This is a genomic window from Pseudarthrobacter sp. 902506025 (assembly GCF_040702325.1).
In the GTDB taxonomy this organism is placed as follows: Bacteria; Actinomycetota; Actinomycetes; order Actinomycetales; family Micrococcaceae; genus Arthrobacter.
Map to the genome: position 1 here is coordinate 331046 of NZ_JBFBKW010000003.1, position 20006 is coordinate 351051.

General features: G+C 67.5%; 15 protein-coding genes. 4 read left to right on the forward strand and 11 right to left on the reverse strand.

Annotated elements, in window-relative coordinates; genetic code table 11:
• Nucleotides 1-34: 34 nt before the first annotated feature.
• From tsaD to AB0280_RS08745, 6 genes are read right to left on the reverse strand one after another with little or no spacing between them, the layout of a single operon-like run.
• Nucleotides 35-1126, reverse strand: coding sequence for a tRNA (adenosine(37)-N6)-threonylcarbamoyltransferase complex transferase subunit TsaD (tsaD, locus tag AB0280_RS08720; RefSeq protein WP_307488198.1), 1092 nt, complete (start codon nt 1124-1126; stop codon nt 35-37).
• A complete protein-coding gene (gene rimI, locus AB0280_RS08725) occupies nt 1123-1593 on the reverse strand; it encodes a ribosomal protein S18-alanine N-acetyltransferase (protein WP_307488503.1) in 471 nt (156 codons plus the stop codon). Before rimI ends, tsaD begins: the two co-directional genes overlap by 4 nt.
• A gap of 44 nt (nt 1594-1637) precedes the next feature.
• Nucleotides 1638-2309 (reverse strand): tRNA (adenosine(37)-N6)-threonylcarbamoyltransferase complex dimerization subunit type 1 TsaB, encoded by a 672-nt coding sequence (tsaB, locus tag AB0280_RS08730; protein ID WP_159631418.1) that lies wholly within the window; start codon nt 2307-2309, stop codon nt 1638-1640.
• Entirely contained in the window at nt 2303-2890 is a 588-nt protein-coding gene (gene tsaE / locus AB0280_RS08735) for a tRNA (adenosine(37)-N6)-threonylcarbamoyltransferase complex ATPase subunit type 1 TsaE (RefSeq protein WP_224026618.1), read from the reverse strand. Before tsaE ends, tsaB begins: the two co-directional genes overlap by 7 nt.
• Nucleotides 2887-4122, reverse strand: coding sequence for an alanine racemase (gene alr, locus AB0280_RS08740; protein ID WP_307488191.1), 1236 nt, complete (start codon nt 4120-4122; stop codon nt 2887-2889). Before alr ends, tsaE begins: the two co-directional genes overlap by 4 nt.
• Before the next feature lie 56 nt (nt 4123-4178).
• Nucleotides 4179-5270: a carbohydrate kinase family protein gene (locus AB0280_RS08745; protein WP_366366896.1), complete on the reverse strand. Its 1092-nt coding sequence runs from the start codon at nt 5268-5270 to the stop codon at nt 4179-4181.
• A gap of 91 nt (nt 5271-5361) precedes the next feature.
• On the opposite strand from AB0280_RS08745, the gene AB0280_RS08750 reads away from it, so the two are divergent.
• From AB0280_RS08750 to AB0280_RS08765, 4 genes are all read left to right on the forward strand, one after another.
• Nucleotides 5362-6774 carry a 6-phospho-beta-glucosidase gene (locus AB0280_RS08750; protein ID WP_366366897.1) on the forward strand — a complete coding sequence of 471 codons (1413 nt, stop codon included), beginning with the start codon at nt 5362-5364 and terminating at the stop codon, nt 6772-6774.
• A gap of 76 nt (nt 6775-6850) precedes the next feature.
• A complete protein-coding gene (mshA, locus tag AB0280_RS08755) occupies nt 6851-8116 on the forward strand; it encodes a D-inositol-3-phosphate glycosyltransferase (RefSeq protein ID WP_307488186.1) in 1266 nt (421 codons plus the stop codon).
• 119 nt (nt 8117-8235) lie between these two features.
• Nucleotides 8236-9912, forward strand: coding sequence for a formate--tetrahydrofolate ligase (locus tag AB0280_RS08760; RefSeq protein WP_366366900.1), 1677 nt, complete (start codon nt 8236-8238; stop codon nt 9910-9912).
• A gap of 257 nt (nt 9913-10169) precedes the next feature.
• Nucleotides 10170-11024 carry an endonuclease domain-containing protein gene (locus AB0280_RS08765; protein WP_308209013.1) on the forward strand — a complete coding sequence of 285 codons (855 nt, stop codon included), beginning with the start codon at nt 10170-10172 and terminating at the stop codon, nt 11022-11024.
• A gap of 269 nt (nt 11025-11293) precedes the next feature.
• On the opposite strand, the gene AB0280_RS08770 is transcribed toward AB0280_RS08765, so the two are convergent.
• From AB0280_RS08770 to glgX, 5 genes are all read right to left on the reverse strand, one after another.
• Complete coding sequence (locus tag AB0280_RS08770) at nt 11294-12379, reverse strand: inositol-3-phosphate synthase (protein WP_141159814.1); 1086 nt, start codon at nt 12377-12379, stop codon at nt 11294-11296.
• 162 nt (nt 12380-12541) lie between these two features.
• Nucleotides 12542-13582: an L-glyceraldehyde 3-phosphate reductase gene (gene mgrA, locus AB0280_RS08775; protein ID WP_224026625.1), complete on the reverse strand. Its 1041-nt coding sequence runs from the start codon at nt 13580-13582 to the stop codon at nt 12542-12544.
• Nucleotides 13579-15369, reverse strand: a complete 1791-nt coding sequence (gene treZ, locus AB0280_RS08780) for a malto-oligosyltrehalose trehalohydrolase (protein WP_366366902.1) — start codon at nt 15367-15369, stop codon at nt 13579-13581. Before treZ ends, mgrA begins: the two co-directional genes overlap by 4 nt.
• Nucleotides 15366-17693 carry a malto-oligosyltrehalose synthase gene (treY, locus tag AB0280_RS08785; RefSeq protein ID WP_366366904.1) on the reverse strand — a complete coding sequence of 776 codons (2328 nt, stop codon included), beginning with the start codon at nt 17691-17693 and terminating at the stop codon, nt 15366-15368. Before treY ends, treZ begins: the two co-directional genes overlap by 4 nt.
• The gene (gene glgX, locus AB0280_RS08790) at nt 17690-19948 is read right to left on the reverse strand and encodes a glycogen debranching protein GlgX (protein WP_366366906.1); all 2259 of its coding nucleotides are present in this window, start codon (nt 19946-19948) and stop codon (nt 17690-17692) included. Before glgX ends, treY begins: the two co-directional genes overlap by 4 nt.
• Nucleotides 19949-20006: the final 58 nt, after the last annotated feature.

Below are 20006 nucleotides of genomic sequence, written 5' to 3' on the forward strand. Positions count from 1 at the left end.
ATATCTGATGGGGCGTCGCAGGGTTTGCCGGGTGTCAGGCCGGGAGCGACACCGAGGTGACGGGCATCGAGGAGTCCGGGGCGAATCCGATGCCACTGGGGTCGGTGCCGGCCATCACCAGCTGGGCGCCGAGCGCGGCCACCATGGCGCCGTTGTCCGTGCACAGGTCCAGCGGCGGAACGTGCAGGCGGATGCCGGCGGAGGCGCAGCGCTGCCCGGTCAGTTCGCGCAGCCGTGAGTTGGCCGCCACTCCCCCGCCCAGCAGAACGTCCTTGATGCCCTGCTCGCGGCAGGCCAGGACCGCCTTGGAGGAGATTACGTCCACCACTGCTTCCTGGAACGCTGCCGCGATGTCGGCCACCGGGATCTCTTCGCCGCGGGCCTCGAACTGCTCCACGCAGCGGGCCACGGCCGTCTTCAGGCCGCTGAAGGACCAGTCGTACCGGTGCGGGCCGGGTTCGTCGGCTGTGCCCATGTATTTGGGCTGGGTCAGGCCTCGGGGGAAGCGGATCGACTTGGGGTTGCCGGAGCGGGCCATCTTGTCGATGGCCGGTCCGCCGGGGTAGCCGAGTCCCAGGATGCGGGCCACCTTGTCGTAGGCCTCGCCAGCGGCGTCGTCGATGGTGGAGCCCAGGAGCTCCACGTCACTGGTGATGCTGTTGATCCGCAGGATTTCGGTGTGGCCGCCGGAGACCAGCAGGGCGCCGAGGTTCTCCGGCAGCTCCTGCCTGCGGCCCGTGGCGCGGTCGTCCAGGAGCCCCACGCCAACATGCGCCACCAGGTGGTTGATGGCGTACAGCGGCTTCCCGGTGGCGACGGCAAGCGCCTTGGCAGCACACACACCCACCATCAGCGCGCCGGCAAGCCCGGGTCCGGAGGTGACGGCGATCGCGTCCACCTGGTCCAGGGTCACTCCTGCATCCGCGAGGGCCTGCTCGAGGGTGGGAACAAAGGCGTCCAGGTGGGCGCGGGAGGCGATCTCAGGGATGACGCCGCCGAAGCGGACATGCTCGTCCATGGAGGAAGAGACCGTGTTGGTCAGGAGGGTGGTTCCGCGGACCAGGCCGACGCCGGTTTCGTCGCAGGATGATTCAATGCCCAGTACCAGGGGCTGCGTACGGTTCATGCCTGGCCTGCTTCCGTTGCTTCGTGTCCTTCAGGGTGTGCCGCGGGCAGCTGGAGCCGCATGATGAGGGCATCCACGCCGTCGCGGTAATAGCGGGGGCGGACGTGGATCTGTTCGAATCCAAACCGCACATAGAGCTGTTGTGCCCGCGGGTTGTCGGCGCGGACCTCAAGCAGGACGTCGGCGGCGCCGCGGTGCCGGGCCTCCTCGATCAGTTGCGTGAGCAGGGTGCTGCCGATGCCGCGGCCCTCGTGCTCAGGGACGACGGCGATGGTCTGGACGTCCGCGATGGGTTCAATGCACATCAGGCCGGCGTAGCCCACGATCCCGCCGCTGGTCTCCGCCACGAGGTAGCGGCGGGTCTCCGGCTGGGAGAGTTCGTCCAGGAACATCTGGACTGGCCACGCGTCAATGGGAAAGAGCTTGTGTTCCAGCGCACCGACGGCAGGCACATCGTCCAGCGTCATGTCGCGGACGGTGACGTCCGCCGCGCGTGGGTCCGGGGCGCTGCTCACAATGCCCGCTTCCGTGGTCCGGGGACCTGCGCGTCGGATTCCCGCAGGTACAGGGGGGTGGAGTCCAGCAGGGTGTCTCCTGCAGCCAGCCGCGCCAGGGCGAACTGGCCAAGATACAGGGCGTCCGGCTGCTCCGCGGCGAAATCCGGGTGGGCCTGAAGCACCCCGGCGTAGAGGCCCGCGCCGGCGCCGAACGCAGGCAGGTCCGGGAGGGCAGACGCGAACCCGACGTGGGGGCCGTCCTCCAGCACGGGCAGCTGGCCGTCATCCAGGCTGTACCGGGCCCAGTAGACCTCTTTGCGGCGGGCGTCCGTCACCACCAGGAACTCGGAAGCGGCTGCGGTGGACTCCGCAACTTCCAGGGCCATCGCGTCCAGGCTCACCAGGCCATGCAGCGGCTTGCCCCACACGAAGGCCAGCGTGCGGGCGGTGGCAATGCCGGAGCGCAGCCCGGTAAACGGGCCCGGGCCAACGCCCACCACCAAGGCGTCGACGTCCTGCCCGGCCACGCCCGCCGACTCCAGCATGGCGTCGATTCCGGGCGCAAGCACCTCAGCGTGGCTGCGGGTGTCCTCCGTGGCGAAGCTGGCAAGCACGCTCTCGGGGGCATCATCGGTGACCAGCGCAGCGCTGGCCACGGCCGAGGTGTCAATAGCGAGGATCAGCATGCCGCTCCCCCGTCGGGTCCAGCCAGTTCAGGAAAGTTCGCCCAGCGGGGACCGTAGCCGCGCATGACGATGGTCCGGGGCTCGTCGGTGTCTTCGGCGTCGAAATCCAGGCTTGAGGAGGTGGACGCCGCAGCGCCGCCCAGGCCGATCGCACGGTGCAGGTCGATCTCCAGCCGGCTGTCGCTCAGGTGCTCCACGCGCTCATGTCCCCACTCGACCACCGTCACCGATGAATCCATGGTGTTTTCGAGGTCGATGTCGTCAATCTCCGCCGCCGAGCCAAGCCGGTAGGCGTCCACGTGCACCAGGTCCGGGCCGCCCGGACGCGGGCCGTCCGGCAGGTTGGGATGGATCCGGACCAGGACGAACGTCGGCGAGATGATGCCCGGGCGGACACCCAGGCCTTCGCCCAGGCCCTGGGTGAAGGTGGTCTTCCCGGCACCCAGCTCGCCGGACAGCACCAGCAGGTCCCCGGCCTGCAGCACCTCCGCCAGGCGGGCGCCGAAACCGTGCGTCTGTTCCGCCGTCGTCGCCGTGAAGGTCTTTTCCCAGTTGGCGGGCAGGTCTTCGGGCGTGCTCATGCCGCTCCCTTGCCGGGGACGCCCACCAGGTTATTGCCGGCTTCCGCGCGCTCGTCTTCGTTGATGAAGCGGCGGGGAACACGGGGACTGATCCTGGTCACCACCTCGTAGTTGATGGTCCCGGCGGCGCGTGCCCACTCGTCCACCGTGGGTCCGCCGTCGGCGCCGTTACCGAACAGCTCCGCCTCCGCGCCCTGCAACGCGGCACCGGAGGCCTCCGGACCCAGGTCGATGACCATCTGGTCCATGGCGATCCGCCCCACTACGGGGTAGGTTTTCCCGGCCACGCGGACGGGGCCGCCGGTGGCGACGCGCGGGACGCCGTCGGCATAGCCCAGCGGAATCAGCGCCAGGGTGCTCGCCGTCCTGGTGCGGTAATGCAGCCCGTAGGAGACGCCCTGCCCCTCCGGCACCTCTTTGCACTGCGACACCAGGGTGCGCAGCGTCATGGCGGGGCGGAGGCCGAGCTCGGCGGAGGTCTGCCCGTCGAACGGCGAAAGCCCGTAGATGCCCAGGCCCACACGGACCATGTCGAAGTGGGTGTCCGGCCGGGAAAGGGTGGCGGGGGTGTTGGCAAGGTGCCGGACCTCAGGGTCCACGCCCGCGTCCTCGGCGATGGCCAGGGCCTCCCGGAATGCGGCCACCTGCTGGTCCGTCTCGGGCCGCTCCGGCTCATCGGCCACGGCCAGGTGCGAGAAGATGCCCACCACGCGCAGCAGGCCCTGGTCCTGGTACTCCACGGCCTCCCCCACCAGGCGGTCCCAGGCCTCGGGGGTTGCGCCGTTGCGGCCCAGCCCGGTGTCCACCTTGAGGTGCACCCGTGCGGGACGTTCCTGTTCGCGGGCGGCAGCCACGATGCGTTCCAGCTCCCAGCCCGAGCAGCCAATGTCGACGCCGGCAGCCACGGCGGCGCCGAAGTTGCTGTCGGTGGTGTGCAGCCAGGCGAGGAGGGGCGCGTCGATGCCGGCGGCGCGGAGCGCGAGGGCCTCGGAAATGTGCGCCACGCCCAGCCAGGACGCGCCGGCCTGCAGGGCCGCACGGGCCACGGGAACCGCGCCGTGCCCGTACGCGTCGGCCTTGACCACGGCCATGACTTTCGCGGGGGAAGCAGCGGCGGCAAGCCGGCGGACGTTGTGCCGGATGGCCTCCAGGTCGATCACGGCGGACCGCTCATGGCGGGGGTCCGGCCCGGAGGCAGCGCTGAATTCACCGGTTGTTGCGGGGTAGGTCACCTAACTGATTCTAGTGCGGGCACTTCGCGCCGAATAATCGGGGCGTCCGGCGCTCCTCAGGCGTCGGACAGGTGCGCGATGGTGGCCGCCGCCCGGCGCTGCGCCGCCAGCGGCACGTCCTCGATGATGTCCGCGAGGAATCCGAAGCGCCGCAGCCATTGGCTCATTTGCCGTTCCGGGCGGGCGTTGGCGCGCTTCCACCAGTCAGCGATGTCCCCCCAGCCAGGAGCGGCCAGGGATCCGCCAACCTCCTGCACGGCCAGGGAGGCGCACAGGTTGGCAAACCGGAGCCTGTCCCCCAGCGGCCAACCGGCCAGGGTGCCCACGATGAACGCTGCGTCGAAGCAGTCACCGGCTCCGGTGGGGTCGTGCGCCTTGACCGGAAGCGACGGGACCCACTCCTCCTCCCCGGTCTCTGAATCAACGGCCATGGCCCCTTGCGCTCCCAGGGTCACCACGGCCACCGGTACGCGGTCCGCCAGAGCGTAGAGCGCACTCCAGGGATTGTCCTTGCCGGTGAACGCCATGGCCTCGCGCTGGTTGGGCAGGAAGGCGTAAAAGTACTGCAGGTTTTCAAGCCGCACCGGCGCCCACTCGCCGCTGGGATCCCACCCCACGTCGCCGAACAAACGCACTCCGGCCCCATGGGCGGCCCGGACCCACGGTTCAATTTCCATGCCCACCTCCGCGATGCCGGCGAGCGCCTTGGGCGGGCTCCCGATCAGCTCGGAGTTGGTCACCGGCGCTGAATGCCCGTGCGTGACCATGGACCGGTCCTGGTCCACGCAGAGGGACACGGTCACCGGGGAGTGCCAGCCCGGGACGCGGCGGGAGAGGCTGAGGTCCACATGTTCCTGGCCGGAGAGGATCTTCCAGTTGAAGTCGCCGTAGCCGTCGTCCCCGAACGCCGCCGCCAGGCCGGTGCGCAGGCCCAGCCGCGCGGCGGCGATGGCCTGGTTGGCCACCCCGCCAGGGCAGCTGCCCATGCCGTCACTCCAGATTTCCGTGCCGGGTTCGGGCCCGTGCGGGAGGCCGGTGAAGATGATGTCCTGGAAAACGGTCCCGGCCAACAGGAGGTCGAATCCGGGTTCCCCCGGCGAGCGGACGGCAGCCAGCGGATCGAAGGGGCGGGCTGGCATCGCGTCCATAGTGCGCAGGATACGCCGCGCCGCAGTGCTCCGGTAGGGGCTTTGGACACGGTATGGACACGGTGTCGGAGGCTGGTCCTAGACTGCATCCATGCGGCTTCTGATTGCCGGCGGCGGGGGTTTCAGGGTGCCGCTCATCTACCGGGCGTTGGTGTCCGGGCCCTTTTCCGGGCTGGTCACGGAGCTGGTGCTGCACGACGTCGATCCCGCACGCCTTGACGCCGTCACCGCCGTGCTGCGCAGCATGCCGGCGGGCCAGGGTGCGCACCCTCAGGTGCAGGCCACCACAGATCTTTCCGCCGCCCTATCCGGAACCTCCATGGTCTTCGCCGCGATCCGGCCCGGCGGCACCGCAGGCCGCGTCGCGGATGAAGAAGTGGCGCAGGACCTCGGGCTGCTGGGCCAGGAAACCACCGGGGCCGGTGGGATTTCCTACGCCTTGCGGACCATCCCGCACATGGTGGGCCTTGCCCGGCTGATGCGCGAGCGCTGCCCGGACGCCTGGCTGGTCAACTTCACCAATCCGGCCGGGATGGTCACCGAGGCGCTGCGCCCTGTCCTGCGGAACCGGGTCATCGGGATCTGCGACTCTGCGGGCGGGCTGGTGCAGCGGGCGGCGCGCGCTGCCGGTGTACCCTTGCCGGCGGGACGGCTCGACGGCGTGGGCTACTACGGGTTGAACCACCTGGGCTGGCTGTACCGGCTGGAGTCCGGCGGACGGGACGTGCTGCCCGGCCTGCTGGCCGACGCCGGGGCGCTGCAGTCGTTCGAGGAAGGCAGGCTCTTCCCGCAGCCGTTCCTTGCCGGACTGGGCCTGCTTCCCAACGAGTACCTGTACTACTACTACCAGCGCAATTCGGCCCGGCAGGCAATGCGGGCCATGGCACGCACCCGCGGGCAGACCATCCACAACCAGCAGCAGGAGCTTTATCCGCGGCTGGCCGCTGCCGGGCCTGACGCATACCGGTTGTGGGAGGCGGCACGGCGTTCCCGCGAAGAGGGGTACCTGGCCGAAGCCCGGCACGACGGCGAGCGCCGGAACGAGGAGGACCTGGCCGGCGGTGGCTACGAACGGGTGGCGCTGGCGGCCATGCAGGCACTGGCCGGCGGCGGCGATACGCAACTGATCCTCAATACGGTCAACGCAGTGCCGGCGGCCCGGGCACCGGGGCCCACCGGCGCTGCCCCTGGCCCTCCCCAACCCGCCATTCCCGGCCTGCCGGCGGACGCCGTCGTCGAGGTCCCCTGCACCGTCACCCCGGCCGGAGCCGTCCCGCTGCCCCAGGAGAAGCCGGCGGAACCGCAGCTGGGCCTGCTCCGGCAGGTCAAGGAGGTGGAACGGCTCGTTGTCCTGGCCGCGGGCACCGGCAACCGGGATGCCGCCGTCGAGGCCTTCGCCCGGCACCCGCTCCTGGATTCGGCGGACGTGGCCGCGAAGCTGATGGCCGGTTATGAGCGGGCGTTTCCGGACCTGGGGAAGATGTGGGAGGGCGGTGGGCGTTAGGGGAAGGAGTAATGTTTTATCGGATGCGCACTGAGCCGGCTCCCCTGACACGCGCCGGCGGCCGGAAGGAGGTCCCGTGGCACTGATCCGCAGGGTCGCTTTGCTTTCCCTCCACACCTCCCCCATGGAACAGCCCGGTTCCGGGGATGCCGGCGGAATGAACGTCTATATCCGCGAGCTGGCCTCGGCACTGGCCGAGGCAGGCGTGGAGGTGGAGATCTTCACGCGGGCCACCTCAGCCGACCAGCCCGCCGTCGAGCATCCCGACCCCGGCGTGTGCGTGCACAACGTCCTGGCCGGGCCGCCCAGGAAGGTCCCCAAAGAGGAACTTCCCGGGCTGCTGCATGCCATGGTCGCGGAAATCGAGCAGATCCGCCGCCGCCAACCGCACGGCCGGTACGACGTCATCCACTCCCATTACTGGGTGTCCGGGATAGCGGGGCTGGAGCTGTCCGAGCTGTGGGGTGTTCCGTTGGTGCACACCATGCACACCATGGCCAAGGTCAAGAACCTGCTGCTGGAATCCGGTGAGCAGCCGGAGCCCCGGCGCCGCGAACTGGGCGAGCACCGCATCGTGGACGGCGCTGCCAGGCTCATCGCCAACACCAGCTCCGAGGCCGCCGAACTCGTGTCCCACTACGGCGCCACCTACGACCGCATCGACATCGCGCCGCCCGGCGTGGACCTGGCCACGTTCACCCCCGCATTCCGGGCACGGTCCAGGGCGGAGCACGGCGTCAGCCCCGACACGTTCCACCTGGTGTTCGCCGGCCGCATCCAGCGCCTGAAAGGCCCCCAGGTCCTGGTCAAGGCCGCGGCGCTGCTGCGGAAACGCCGCCCGGACATCGACCTGCGCGTCACCATCCTGGGCGCGTTGAGCGGCAACAAGGAGTTCAACCTCCGCTGCCTGGTGGCAGAGGCGGGAATGGACGACGTCGTCACGCAGCTTCCGCCGGTGAAGGCACCTGAGCTGGCGTCCTGGTTCCGTGCGGCCGACGTCGTGGTGATGCCTTCCTTCAGCGAATCCTTCGGGCTCGTGGCACTCGAGGCCCAGGCCTGCGGGACCCCCGTGGTGGCCACCCGGGTTGGCGGGCTGTCCCGCGCCATCTTCCACGGCCGGACCGGGCTCCTGGTGGACGGCCACCATGCTGCCGATTGGGCCGATGCCCTGGAGGCCCTGTACGACGACCCTGCCACCCGTGAGGACCTGGGCCGCGCTGCCGCCATCCGTGCCCAGAACTCCGGCTGGCAGCGCACTGCCGCCATAACGCTGGAAAGCTACCATGCCGCCGTCGACAACTTCGTGGGGCGCCGCCTGGCCCCGGTGGTGCCGGCCTCCTGACGGTCGTTCGCCTGAGCGCGCTGCTGGTATCGGGTGCCGTTGGAGCCGGGTGCTGTTAGCTTAGGGGCAGGTCTCCGGCGCCGGCCGGTGCAGGAAAGACTGCGCAGGAAAGGACAAGGATGTCTGCTCTCCCCTCCGATCTGGAAATAGCCCGCGCCGCCCGCATCCGCCCCATCGGGGAAATCGCGGCGGCAGCCGGGATCAATGCCGATGCACTGGAACAGTACGGACGGTACAAGGCCAAGATCGATCCCGCCCGGCTTGCGGCCCCCGCTCCGCACGGCAAGGTGGTGCTGGTCTCGGCCATGTCGCCCACCCCGGCCGGCGAGGGCAAGTCCACCACCACTGTGGGGCTGGCGGATTCGATGGCCCGCGCCGGCCACAAGGTGATGATCGCCCTGCGGGAACCGTCCCTGGGCCCGGTGCTTGGCATGAAGGGCGGCGCCACCGGTGGCGGCTACTCGCAGGTGCTGCCCATGGACGAGATCAACCTGCACTTCACCGGCGATTTCCATGCGATCACGTCGGCCAACAATGCCCTGATGGCACTGGTGGACAACCATATCTACCAGGGCAATGCGCTGAACATCGATCCGCGCAGGATGACGTTCAAACGCGTCCTGGACATGAACGACCGCTCCCTGCGGGAGGTGGTCATCGGACTGGGCGGACCGACGCAGGGCGTGCCGCGGCAGGACGGGTTCGACATCACCGTGGCTTCCGAGATCATGGCTGTCTTCTGCCTCGCCACGGACCTGGCGGACCTCCGCTCACGGCTGGGCCGGATCACGTTCGGCTACACCTATGACCGGGCACCGGTGACGGTGGCGGACCTCGGCGTGGAGGGGGCCTTGACGCTGCTCCTGAAGGAGGCGGTCAAGCCCAACCTGGTGCAGACCATCGCCGGCACCCCCGCCCTGGTCCACGGCGGTCCCTTCGCCAATATCGCCCACGGCTGCAATTCGCTCATTGCCACGCAGACCGCCCGGCGGTTGGCGGACATCGTGGTGACCGAAGCCGGCTTCGGGGCTGACCTTGGCGCCGAAAAGTTCATGGACATCAAGGCGCGGTACGGCGGCCTGGCCCCGTCCGCCGTCGTGGTGGTGGCAACAGTCCGCGCCCTGAAGATGCAGGGCGGGGTGGCCAAGGACCAGCTGGCCCGCCCGGATGTCGCTGCCCTGGAGGCCGGGGTGGTTAACCTGCGCCGGCACGTGCACAACGTGGAGAAGTTCGGCGTCACTCCCGTGGTGGCCATCAACAAATTCTCCTCCGATGCGCCGGAGGAACTCGACTGGCTGCTGAAGTGGTGCGCAGCCGAGGGCGTGCGCGCCGCCGTCGCCGACGTGTGGGGCCGGGGCGGCGGGGGCGACGGCGGGGACGAACTCGCGGCCCTCGTTGCGCAGGCGGTGGAGGCTCCCAGCAGTTTCCGGCACCTGTATCCCCTGGAGCTGTCCGTGGAGGACAAGATCCGCACCATCGCCCAGGAGATTTACGGAGCCGACGGCGTGGACTTCTCCGTGCCGGCGCTGAAGCGGCTTGCCGACATCGAGCGCAACGGGTGGGGTTCGATGCCAGTGTGCATGGCAAAAACCCAGTACTCGTTCACTGACGATGCCTCCCGTCTGGGCGCCCCCAAGGGGTTCACCATCCACGTCCGCGACCTGCTGCCCAAGACCGGTGCGGGCTTCATCGTTGCCCTTACCGGAGCAGTCATGACCATGCCCGGCCTCCCGGCCGTCCCGGCTGCGCTGCGCATGGACGTGGACGCGGACGGCAACCCGGTCGGCCTCACCTAGCCCAACGCTTCATCACCTTCCGCCCCCAATCCACCAACGCCCCATCACCTCCCGCCCCCAATTCACCAACGCCCCATCACCGTGGAACCATCCAGGCCTGTTCCTGTGGATAACTCCTGCAGTGGTCTAGCCTTCTACGCCAGAATGCCAGCATGCATAAGCGCGCTGACCTACCGTCGACCCTGGCAAGCTCCCCGTTCACATACGACTCGGCGGTGACTGCCGGTGTGTCAGCGAAGCGGCTGCGGAAGGATGACGTGGTCCACGTCAGCAGGCGGTTGTACCGCCCGTCGACTTGGAGCTTCGAGTTGGAAGCCGCGGCACGGGTCCTCTCCGAAGTTTCGCCAGGCGCGTGGATTTCACACGTCACAGCTGCACGTTTGCACTGTCAATTGCTCCCCGCGTGGCTGTCGGATTCAACTGAACTGCATATGAGCAAACCGAAGCAATTACCGCAGGTGCGCCGGAAAGGTGTGGTTGCCCATAAGGTCATAGCCAGTGCCGACGAAATCGAAACTGTCGACGGTATCCGCATCAGTACCCGTTCCCGAACCTGGCTCGACTTGGCCCGGCGGCTGTCGCTGGCTGAGCTGGTCTGCCTTGGAGACCAAATCATTCGCATCCCTCGAGCGGAGTTTGAGGCCAGGTCGCAGCCCTTCGACACGTTGGAGGGTCTCAGCGCTTTGGTCAGCCGGCACCCTAATCTTCAGGGGGTCGTGCGTGCCCGGGAAGCTTTGGAGCTGATGCGGGTCGGCGCTGATTCGGCACCGGAATCGATGCTGCGGCTGGCCATGCTTGACGCGAACCTGCCAGAACCTGACCTGCAAATCGCACTTCGACCGAATGATGCAGCTTCCCCTACTGCCGACCTGGGCTACCGTCACCGGCGCCTTGCAGTCCAGTACGACGGCGGTCACCATCTTCTTGAGGCTCAGCGACTGAGTGATCGACGGCGCGACAAGGCCTTCGAGTCAGCTGGGTGGACGGTTCTGGTATTCACCAAGGACGATGCCACGGACGGTTTTCAACGAGCTGTAGCGGCAATCAAACGGCACCTTCGCACGGCGTGGATTGACCATTCCTACTCGGCCGGTTTTGCCGGAAACGGGTGACCAAAACACCACCACCGCCTCCAAAAACGCGGCCGCGGGGTTTACGCTCCTCAGGGGACAAATAGTGATGGCGCGTTTCGGGAGAATACGCCGGAAGTGATGGCGCGTCCCGGAAAAGCCGGCCGGAAGTGATGGGGCGTTTCGGGAGAATAGGCAGGAAGTGGTGGCGCGTCCCGGAAAAACCGGCCGGAAGTGATGGCGCGTGTTAACGCAGGACGCTCCCCCACCCGGTAAGGGTGAGGGAGCGTCCGGCACCGGGAAAAGACGGTTTAGCGCTCCAGGTCGCCGCGGATGAAGGCTTCGACCTTCTCGCGGGCGAGGTCGTCGTTGAACTGCTCCGGCGGGGACTTCATGAAGTAGCTGGACGCCGAGAGCAGCGGGCCACCGATGCCGCGGTCCAGGCCGATCTTGGCGGCACGGATCGCATCGATGATCACGCCAGCGGAGTTCGGCGAATCCCAGACCTCCAGCTTGTACTCCAGGGACACCGGGGCGTCGCCGAAGTTCCGGCCTTCAAGGCGCACGAACGCCCACTTGCGGTCATCAAGCCACTGAACGTAATCGGACGGGCCGATGTGTACGTCCTTGGCAGCCAGCTCGGCTTCCACGTTGGAGGTCACGGCCTGGGTCTTGGAGATCTTCTTGGACTCCAGGCGGTCACGCTCCAGCATGTTCTTGAAGTCCATGTTGCCGCCGACGTTCAGCTGGTACGTGCGGTCCAGGGTCACGCCGCGGTCTTCGAACAGCTTGGCCATGACGCGGTGCGTGATGGTTGCACCGATCTGGCTCTTGATGTCGTCGCCGACGATCGGAACACCGGCGGCGGTGAACTTGTCAGCCCATTCCTTGGTGCCGGCAATGAATACGGGCAGGGCGTTGACGAACGCTACGCCGGCGTCGATCGCAGCCTGGGCGTAGAACTCGGCAGCCTGCTGGGAACCGACGGGCAGGTAGCAGACCAGGACGTCAGCCTTGGCGTCCTTCAGGGCCTGGACCACGTCCACGGGCTCTTCGGTGGACTGCTCGATGGTCTCGAGGTAGTACTTGCCCAAGCCGTCCAGGGTGTGGCCGCGCTGGACCGTGACACCCGTCGGCGGAACATCGGCGATCTTGATGGTGTTGTTTTCGCTGGCCAGGATGGCATCGGAAAGGTCAACGCCGACCTTCTTGCCGTCCACATCGAACGCGGCGACGAACTCGACGTCGCCCACGTGGTACTGGCCAAACTCAACGTGCATCAGGCCCGGGATGGTTTCTGCCGGGTCGGCATCCTTGTAGTAGTGGACGCCCTGCACCAGCGAGGCGGCGCAGTTTCCCACGCCAACGATTGCAACACGAATGGGATGTGAAGACACAGAACTCCTTTGGGGACAAACGTCAGCCGGCCTGGTTGGCCTCCGAGGAATGGACGACGGCGGCCGGCTGGCTTGGCGCCGCGCGGCGCCTTTTCATACTACCCAACACAGCGGGACCGGCAGTTGTTCCGCCGATCCCGCAGTGTAATGAAAACAAGCTCCTTAGGCGTTCTGCTTCCAGAGGTTGATGTCCGATTCCACGGCGAATTCATCGATCGCCGTGAGCTCCTCATCAGTGAAGTTGAGGTTGTTGATGGCGGACAAAGTGTCCTCCAGCTGCCGCACACTTGAGGCGCCAACCAGGGCCGACGTGACGGCTGACCCCTTGGGCTGGTCCCGCAGGATCCAGGCAATGGCCATCTGCGCGAGGGACTGCCCGCGGCCCTCGGCGATCTTCCGCAGCCCGCGGACCCGGTCCAGTTTCTCCTCCGTAATGGAGTCCTCGGAGAGGAACCGTGCCTTGGCCGCCCGGGAGTCTCCCGGGATGCCGTGGAGGTAGCGGTCCGTGAGCATGCCCTGCGCCAGGGGCGAGAAGGCGATGGACCCGGCGCCCACCTGGTCCAGCACCTCGTACAGGTTGGGCGAGCCGTCCTCGGTCCAGCGGTTGAGCATGGAGTAGCTGGGCTGGTGGATCAGCAGCGGCGTGCCGAGTTCCTTGAGGATCCGGGCGGCCTCGAGGGTCTGTTCGGGGGTGTAGGAGGAGATTCCCGCGTACAGCGCCTTGCCGGACCGGACAGCGTAATCCAGGGCGCCCATGGTTTCTTCCATGGGCGTCTCGGGGTCCGGGCGGTGGCTGTAGAAGATGTCCACGTAGTCCAGGCCCATCCGCTGCAACGACTGGTCCAGGCTGGAGATCAGGTACTTGCGGGAACCCCATTCTCCGTAGGGGCCGGGCCACATGTAGTAGCCGGCCTTGGTGGAGATGACCAGCTCGTCTCGGTAGGGCTTGAAGTCGTCCCGCAGGTGCCGGCCGAAGTTCGTTTCCGCGGACCCGTCCGGAGGACCGTAGTTATTCGCGAGGTCGAAGTGGTTGACACCCAGGTCGAAGGCGCGGCGGAGGATGTCCCGCTGTTCCTCGAAGCGCTTGTCGTCGCCGAAGTTGTGCCACAGGCCCAAGGAGATGGCCGGGAGCTTGAGCCCGCTGCGGCCCACCCGGCGGTAGGGCATGGTTTCATAGCGGTTGTCCGCTGCTGAATACGTCATGCGTTCTGTCCTTCCTGTTGGGTTGCGATGATCGCGGCACTCCAGGGCGCCATGGCGAGGGCCCCGCCGTCCAGGCCGGTCCCGTCGTCCGTTGCCAGCAGGACGCTGCCGGAGGCGCCGTCAAGCCGGACCTTTGAGTCGGAGAAGTTCACCAGCACCTCAACGGGGCCGCGCCGGAAGCGCAGCCAGCCCGCGTCGTCGTCGAACGAAACGTCTGTCCCGTCAAAGCCAGCCCCGGCCAGATCCGGATGGGAGCGGCGCAGCGCCGTCAAGGACCGGTACAGGTCCAGGAGCCGCGCATGGTCGCCCGTTGAAGCCTCGGCCCAGTCCAGCTTGGACCGGCGGAAGGTTTCCGGATCCTGGGGATCGGGCACGACGGCGGGATCCCACCCCATGCGCTCGAATTCCCTGATGCGCCCTTCCGCGGTGGCCTTTCCGAGCTCCGGTTCGGGGTGCGAGGTGAAGAACTGCCACGGTGTGGAGGCCCCGTATTCCTCGCCCATGAACAGCATGGGCGTGAACGGCGAGGTCAGCGTGAGCACCGCGGCGACGGCAAGCTGCCCGTAGGACAGTGACTGGGAGAGCCTGTCCCCCGTGGCCCGGTTGCCGATCTGGTCGTGGTTCTGGTTGCAGACCACCAGCGCCGCCGGGTGCACCAGCGAGCCGTTGATGGGGCGTCCGTGGTGCCGGCCGCGGAAGCTGGAATAGCTGCCGTCGTGGAGGAACCCGTCTTTAAGGACCTTGGCCAGCACGGCCAGGGAGTCGAAGTCCGAGTAGTAGCCGGTGGTTTCGCCGCTGACGTTGACGTGGACGGCGTGGTGGAAGTCGTCGCTCCACTGGCCCGCCAGGCCGTACCCGTTGGCGTCACGGGGGTAGATCAGGCGCGGGTTGTTGAGGTCCGATTCCGCGATGAGGGTCTTGGGCAGCCCGGTTTCGGCCGAAATGGCGTCGCCGAGGGCCCCGAGGTCCTCCAGGATGTGCACGGCCCGCTCGTCCCGCAGTGCGTGCACGGCGTCCAGGCGGAGCCCGTCCACGTGGTAGTCGCGCAGCCACAGGGCCGCGTTTCCCAGGATGTATTCGCGGACAACGTCCGAGCCGGGCCCGTCCAGGTTCACCGAGTCGCCCCAGGTGTTGGCGTCGCCCTGTTTCAGGTACGGGCCGAACTTGGGGAGGTAGTTGCCGCTGGGTCCCAGGTGGTTATACACCACGTCCTGGATGACGCCCAGTCCTGCAGCGTGCGCAGCGTCAACGAACCGCTGGTAGGCAGCAGGACCGCCGTAGCCTTCGTGCACGGCGTACCACTGGACGCCGTCGTAGCCCCAGTTGTGGGTGCCGTTGAAGCCGTTGACCGGCAGCAGTTCCACGAAATCGATGCCCAGGTCCGCCAGGTAGCCCAGCTTCTCCACGGCGGCGTCGAGGGTTCCTTCAGGGGTGAAGGTGCCCACGTGCAGTTCGTAAATGACAGCGCCCTGCAGGTCCTTGCCGCGCCAGCCGGAATCCCGCCACGCGTAGGCCGCAGGATCGTAGGTCCGGGACTGTTCATGCACGCCGGAAGGGATCCGGCGGGACCGGGGGTCCGGAACAGGGGTGGTGTCCCCGTCCAGCAGGTAGCCGTAGTCCACGTCCCCGTCGGCCGGGGCGTCAGGGGCAGTCCACCACCCTTCGGATCCGGGCGCCGTGTCCTTCTTCCGCATGGGATATTGCCGGCCATCGGCCAGCAAAACCACCGATGAAACGTCCGGGGCCCACACATCGAAACGCTCGGGTCCTACGTTGACCAGGGTCATGCCTTTTCTCCATCCACAGGTACCAGCAGGGCCACGGGGTAGGTACCCAGCACCTCTGCCACCGAAACCTGGCCCGGGCCGAAGCTGGCTCCGGTCAGTTCGTCACGCATGGCAGTGGAAAGGTCGACGGCGGTGTCCCGCCACCCGCCGGCAGCCTCCAGTCCGGCGGGGAGCCGGGTGGCAAGCGTCAGCGCACCGGGGGTCGCATCGGTTCCGCGGGTGAACGCGAGCAGGTGCCGGGCCGCCGCGCCGGTGGCCGACACCGGAGTGTAGCCCCGGAACAATTCCGGACGGTCGCGGCGCAGGCGCAGTGCCCGCGAGGTGACCAGCAGCTTGCTGGCCTCTGTGCCCGCGTCCGGCAAGGCGCCGGCGTCGAGCTTTGCCAGCTCTGCCTGCCGTGCGGCGAAGTCTACGGGGCGGCGGTTGTCCGGGTCCGTGAGTGACCGTTCCCAGTACTCACTGCCCTGGTAGACGTCCGGCACGCCCGGCATGGTCAGCTGGACCAGCTTGGCGGACACCGAGTTGGTAGCCGAGTAGGCGTCGATGCGGGCCACGAAGTCCACAACCACCTTGGCCACCGTGGCGTCGTCGAAGACCGCATCTACGGCAGCCTTGACCTTGGCCTCGAAATCCTCGTTGGGCTCGGTCCACTTAGTGGAGTTGCCGGCCTCCCTGGCCGCCTTTTCCGCATAGCCCTGCAGCCGCTCCCGGCTTGCCGGCCACGCACCAACGATTGCCTGCCACAGCAGGTTCTCGTACGGACCGTCCGGAATCGGCGCCAGTCCGCGGAGCGTCTCCAGTGTTTCCGCCCATTCCTGCGGCAGTTCGGCGATAACCGAGATCCGCGCCCGGGCATCCTCGCTGCGCTTGGTGTCGTGGGTGGACAGGGTGGTCATGGACAGCGGCAACTCCTGCTCGCGCCGCTGCATCCGCCGGTGGAATTCCTCGGGCGCCACAGCGAACTCGGTGGGCTCGGCACCCACCTCGGTCAGCGTGCCCAGGCGTGTGTAGCGGTAGAACGCGGTATCTTCCACGCCCTTGGCCATGACCATGCCGGAGGTCTGCTGGAAGCGGACGGCGATGGGATTGGCGGGGTCCAGCAGCAACGGCAGGAGGGTTCCCACCGCCACTTCCAGGTCCGGCCGGTGCGCCGCGGCGGACTCGCAGGCTTCCTTGAGGACGTCCGCTCCCACCGGCAGGTAGGACCGGTAGACCGGGAAGGACGCGATGATCTCGGCAATGGCGTCGGCCGCCTGGTCCACGGTGATGCCGTGGGACTCGGGGACCAGCCGGGCAAGGCGCAGCACCTCGGAGCGCAGGATGCCGTCGGCGATCATGCGCTTGGTGCCGCGGATCATCTCCGCGTAATCGGCGGGCCCGGACGTTCCCCGCAGGGATGCGTCAAGGGCATCCAGGGCCTGCTGCCCGGCAGGGTCCACGAAGACCCGGTCCACGTCCGCCAGGGCGTCGTAGCCGGTGGTCCCTTCGCAGGCAAAGTCCTGAGGCAGCACTTCGCCCGGTTCGAGGATTTTCTCCACCAGAACGTACGCGCCGCCACTGAGGTCCTTGAGCCAGCGGAGGTAGCCCGCGGGGTCAGCCAGACCGTCCGGATGGTCCACGCGGAGCCCATCCACCAGGCCTTCGGTGAACCAGCGGCCCACCTCGGCGTGGGCCTTCTCGAAGACCGACGGCTCTTCCACCCGGATGCCGGCGAGGGTGGTGACCGCAAAGAAGCGCCGGTAGTTCAGCTCGGCATCGGCCCGGCGCCAGTCCATGAGTTGGTAGTGCTGGCGGCTGTGGACGTCCTGCGGGGAGTCACCCTCGCTGTACGTGCCCTCGGCCAGCGGGAACCGGTGGTCGTAGTAGCGCAGTTCACCGTCCTTGACCTCGAGTTTTTCCAGGTCGGAGTCCGAGCCCAGCATCGGCAGCCGTACCTTTCCTCCGCCCAGGTCCCAGTCGACGTCGAACGCTTCGGCGTACGGCGATCCGCGGCCTTCCTTGAGCAGGGACCACCACCACGGGTTCTGCACCGGGGTGGCCACTCCCACGTGGTTGGGCACGATGTCCACCAGGACGCCCATGCCGTGTTCGCGGGCAGCTTTGGAGAGGGCCAGCAGGCCGTCCGGGCCGCCGCGGTCCGGATCCACCGCGGAGGGGTCGGTCACGTCGTAGCCGTGGTCCGAGCCCTTTTCCGCGGTGAGGATGGGCGAGAGGTACACCCAGTCCACGCCGAGGTCCTTCAGGTACGGGACCTTCTCTGCGGCGTCGAACAGGGTGAAGCTGCTGCGGATCTGCAAACGGTAGGTGGAGACCGGGGTCCTCATGCCTTGGCGTCCCCGTCGGCGCCCGTTGCCCTTGCCTCGCTCGCTTCCGCGGCCTTGGTCTGGGCCTCCACCATCTCCTCCTGGGCTTCCTCGTGCTCGGCCATGGAGGCCAGGGACGCGGCTGCGGAGGTGTCCACCTCGGCTTCGGGGCCGGAGTAGGCGCGCAGGACCACCATGGACTTCGCTTCCAGCGTCAGGGTGGCCCCGGCCTTGAGCGGCTCGTAGGCGTCGGCCTGCGCGGCGGTGTCGATCAGGACCTCCCAGTACTGCGAGTACTCGTCGGACGGGACGCAGAAGTCCACCGCGTCGTCATGGGCGTTGAAGGCCATGAGGAAGCTGTCATCGGTGATCCTGCGGCCGCGCGAGTCCTGTTCCTGGATGCCGTCACCGTTGTAGAACACACCAATGGTCCGGCCGAAGCCGCTCCCCCAGTCCTCCGGCAGCATTTCGGTACCGTCGGTCTTGAGCCAGACGATGTCCGGCAGCTTCTCGCCTTCGCCACGGCGCACCGGGCGGCCGTCGAAGAAGCGGCTGCGGCGGAACGTGGGGTGGTCGTGGCGGAGCTTGTTCACGAAGGCCGTGAACTCCACCAGCGGCTGGTCCATGGCTTCCCAGTGCACCCAGCTGAGTTCGGAGTCCTGGCAGTAGGTGTTGTTGTTGCCCTGCTGCGTGCGGCCCAGCTCGTCGCCGTGGAGCAGCATTGGCACGCCCTGGGAGAGCAGCAGCGTGGCGATGAAGTTCCGTTGCTGCCGGGCACGCAGGGTCAGCACCTTCTCGTCGTCGGTGTCCCCTTCCACGCCGCAGTTCCAGGAACGGTTGTGGGATTCGCCGTCGTTGTTGCCTTCGCCGTTGGCCTCGTTGTGCTTCTCGTTGTAGGAGACCAGGTCCCGCATGGTGAAGCCGTCGTGGGCGGTGACGAAGTTGATGGAAGCCACCGGGCGCCGGGCAGAGCTCTCATAAAGGTCTGCCGAACCGGTCAGGCGGGAAGCGAACTCGCCCAGGGTGGAGGGTTCGCCGCGCCAGAAGTCGCGGACGGTGTCGCGGTACTTGCCGTTCCATTCCGTCCACTGCGGCGGGAAGTTGCCCACCTGGTAGCCGCCGGGCCCAACGTCCCACGGTTCGGCGATGAGTTTGACCTGGGAAACAATCGGATCCTGCTGGATCAGTTCGAAGAAGGTGGAGAGCTTGTCCACGTCGTAGAACTCGCGGGCCAGAGTGGAGGCGAGGTCGAAGCGGAAGCCGTCCACGTGCATCTCGGTGACCCAGTAGCGCAGGGAATCCATGAGCAGCTGCAGGGAGTGCGGGTGGCGCACGTTGAGCGAGTTGCCGGTGCCCGTGTAGTCCATGTAGTGCTTGAGGTCGTTGTCCACCAGGCGGTAGTAGGCCTGGTTGTCGATGCCCTTGAAGGACAGCGTGGGGCCCAGGTGGTTGCCTTCTGCCGTGTGGTTGTAGACGACGTCGAGGATCACTTCGATGCCGGCACGGTGCAGGTCGCGGACCATGGCCTTGAATTCCTGGACCTGGTGCCCCACGTCGCCGGTGGAGCTGTACGTGTTCTGCGGGGCGAAGAAGCCGATGGTGTTGTAGCCCCAGTAGTTGTTGAGGCCCTTCTCTTCCAGGGTGCCGTCGTTGACGAACTGGTGGACCGGCATGAGCTCGATGGCGGTGACGCCGAGCTTCTTCATGTGCTCGATCACGGCGGGGTGCGAGACGCCGGCGTAGGTGCCGCGCTGCTCCTCGGGGATCTCCGGGTGCAGTTCGGTGAGGCCCTTGACGTGGGCTTCGTAGATCACGGACTCGTGGTACGGAATCTTCAGCTGGCGGTCGCCGTCCCATTCGAAGAACGGGTTGATGACCACGCCGTGCATGGTGTGCGGCGCGGAATCGGCGTCGTTGCGGGAGTCCGGGTCGCCGAATTCGTACGAGAACAGCGCCGGATCCCAGTCGATCTGTCCCTGGATGGCCTTGGCGTAGGGGTCCATCAGCAGCTTGTTCGGGTTGAAGCGGTTGCCGGCGGCGGGGTCGTACGGGCCGTGCACCCGGTAGCCGTACTTCTGGCCGGGCTGGATGTGGGGCAGGTAGCAGTGCCACACGTAGCCGTCCACCTCGGTCAGCTCGATCTTGGTTTCGGTCAAGTCATCGGCCAGGAGGCAGAGTTCGACCCGCTCCGCCCGTTCGCTGAACAGGGCGAAATTGGTGCCGGTGCCGTCAAAGGTAGCTCCCAGCGGGTAGGCAGTTCCAGGCCAGACTTCCATCGTGCTCCTCATTATTTGGTCAGCAGCAGACGGCATTGGAACGCCCCTGCTGCTGGTG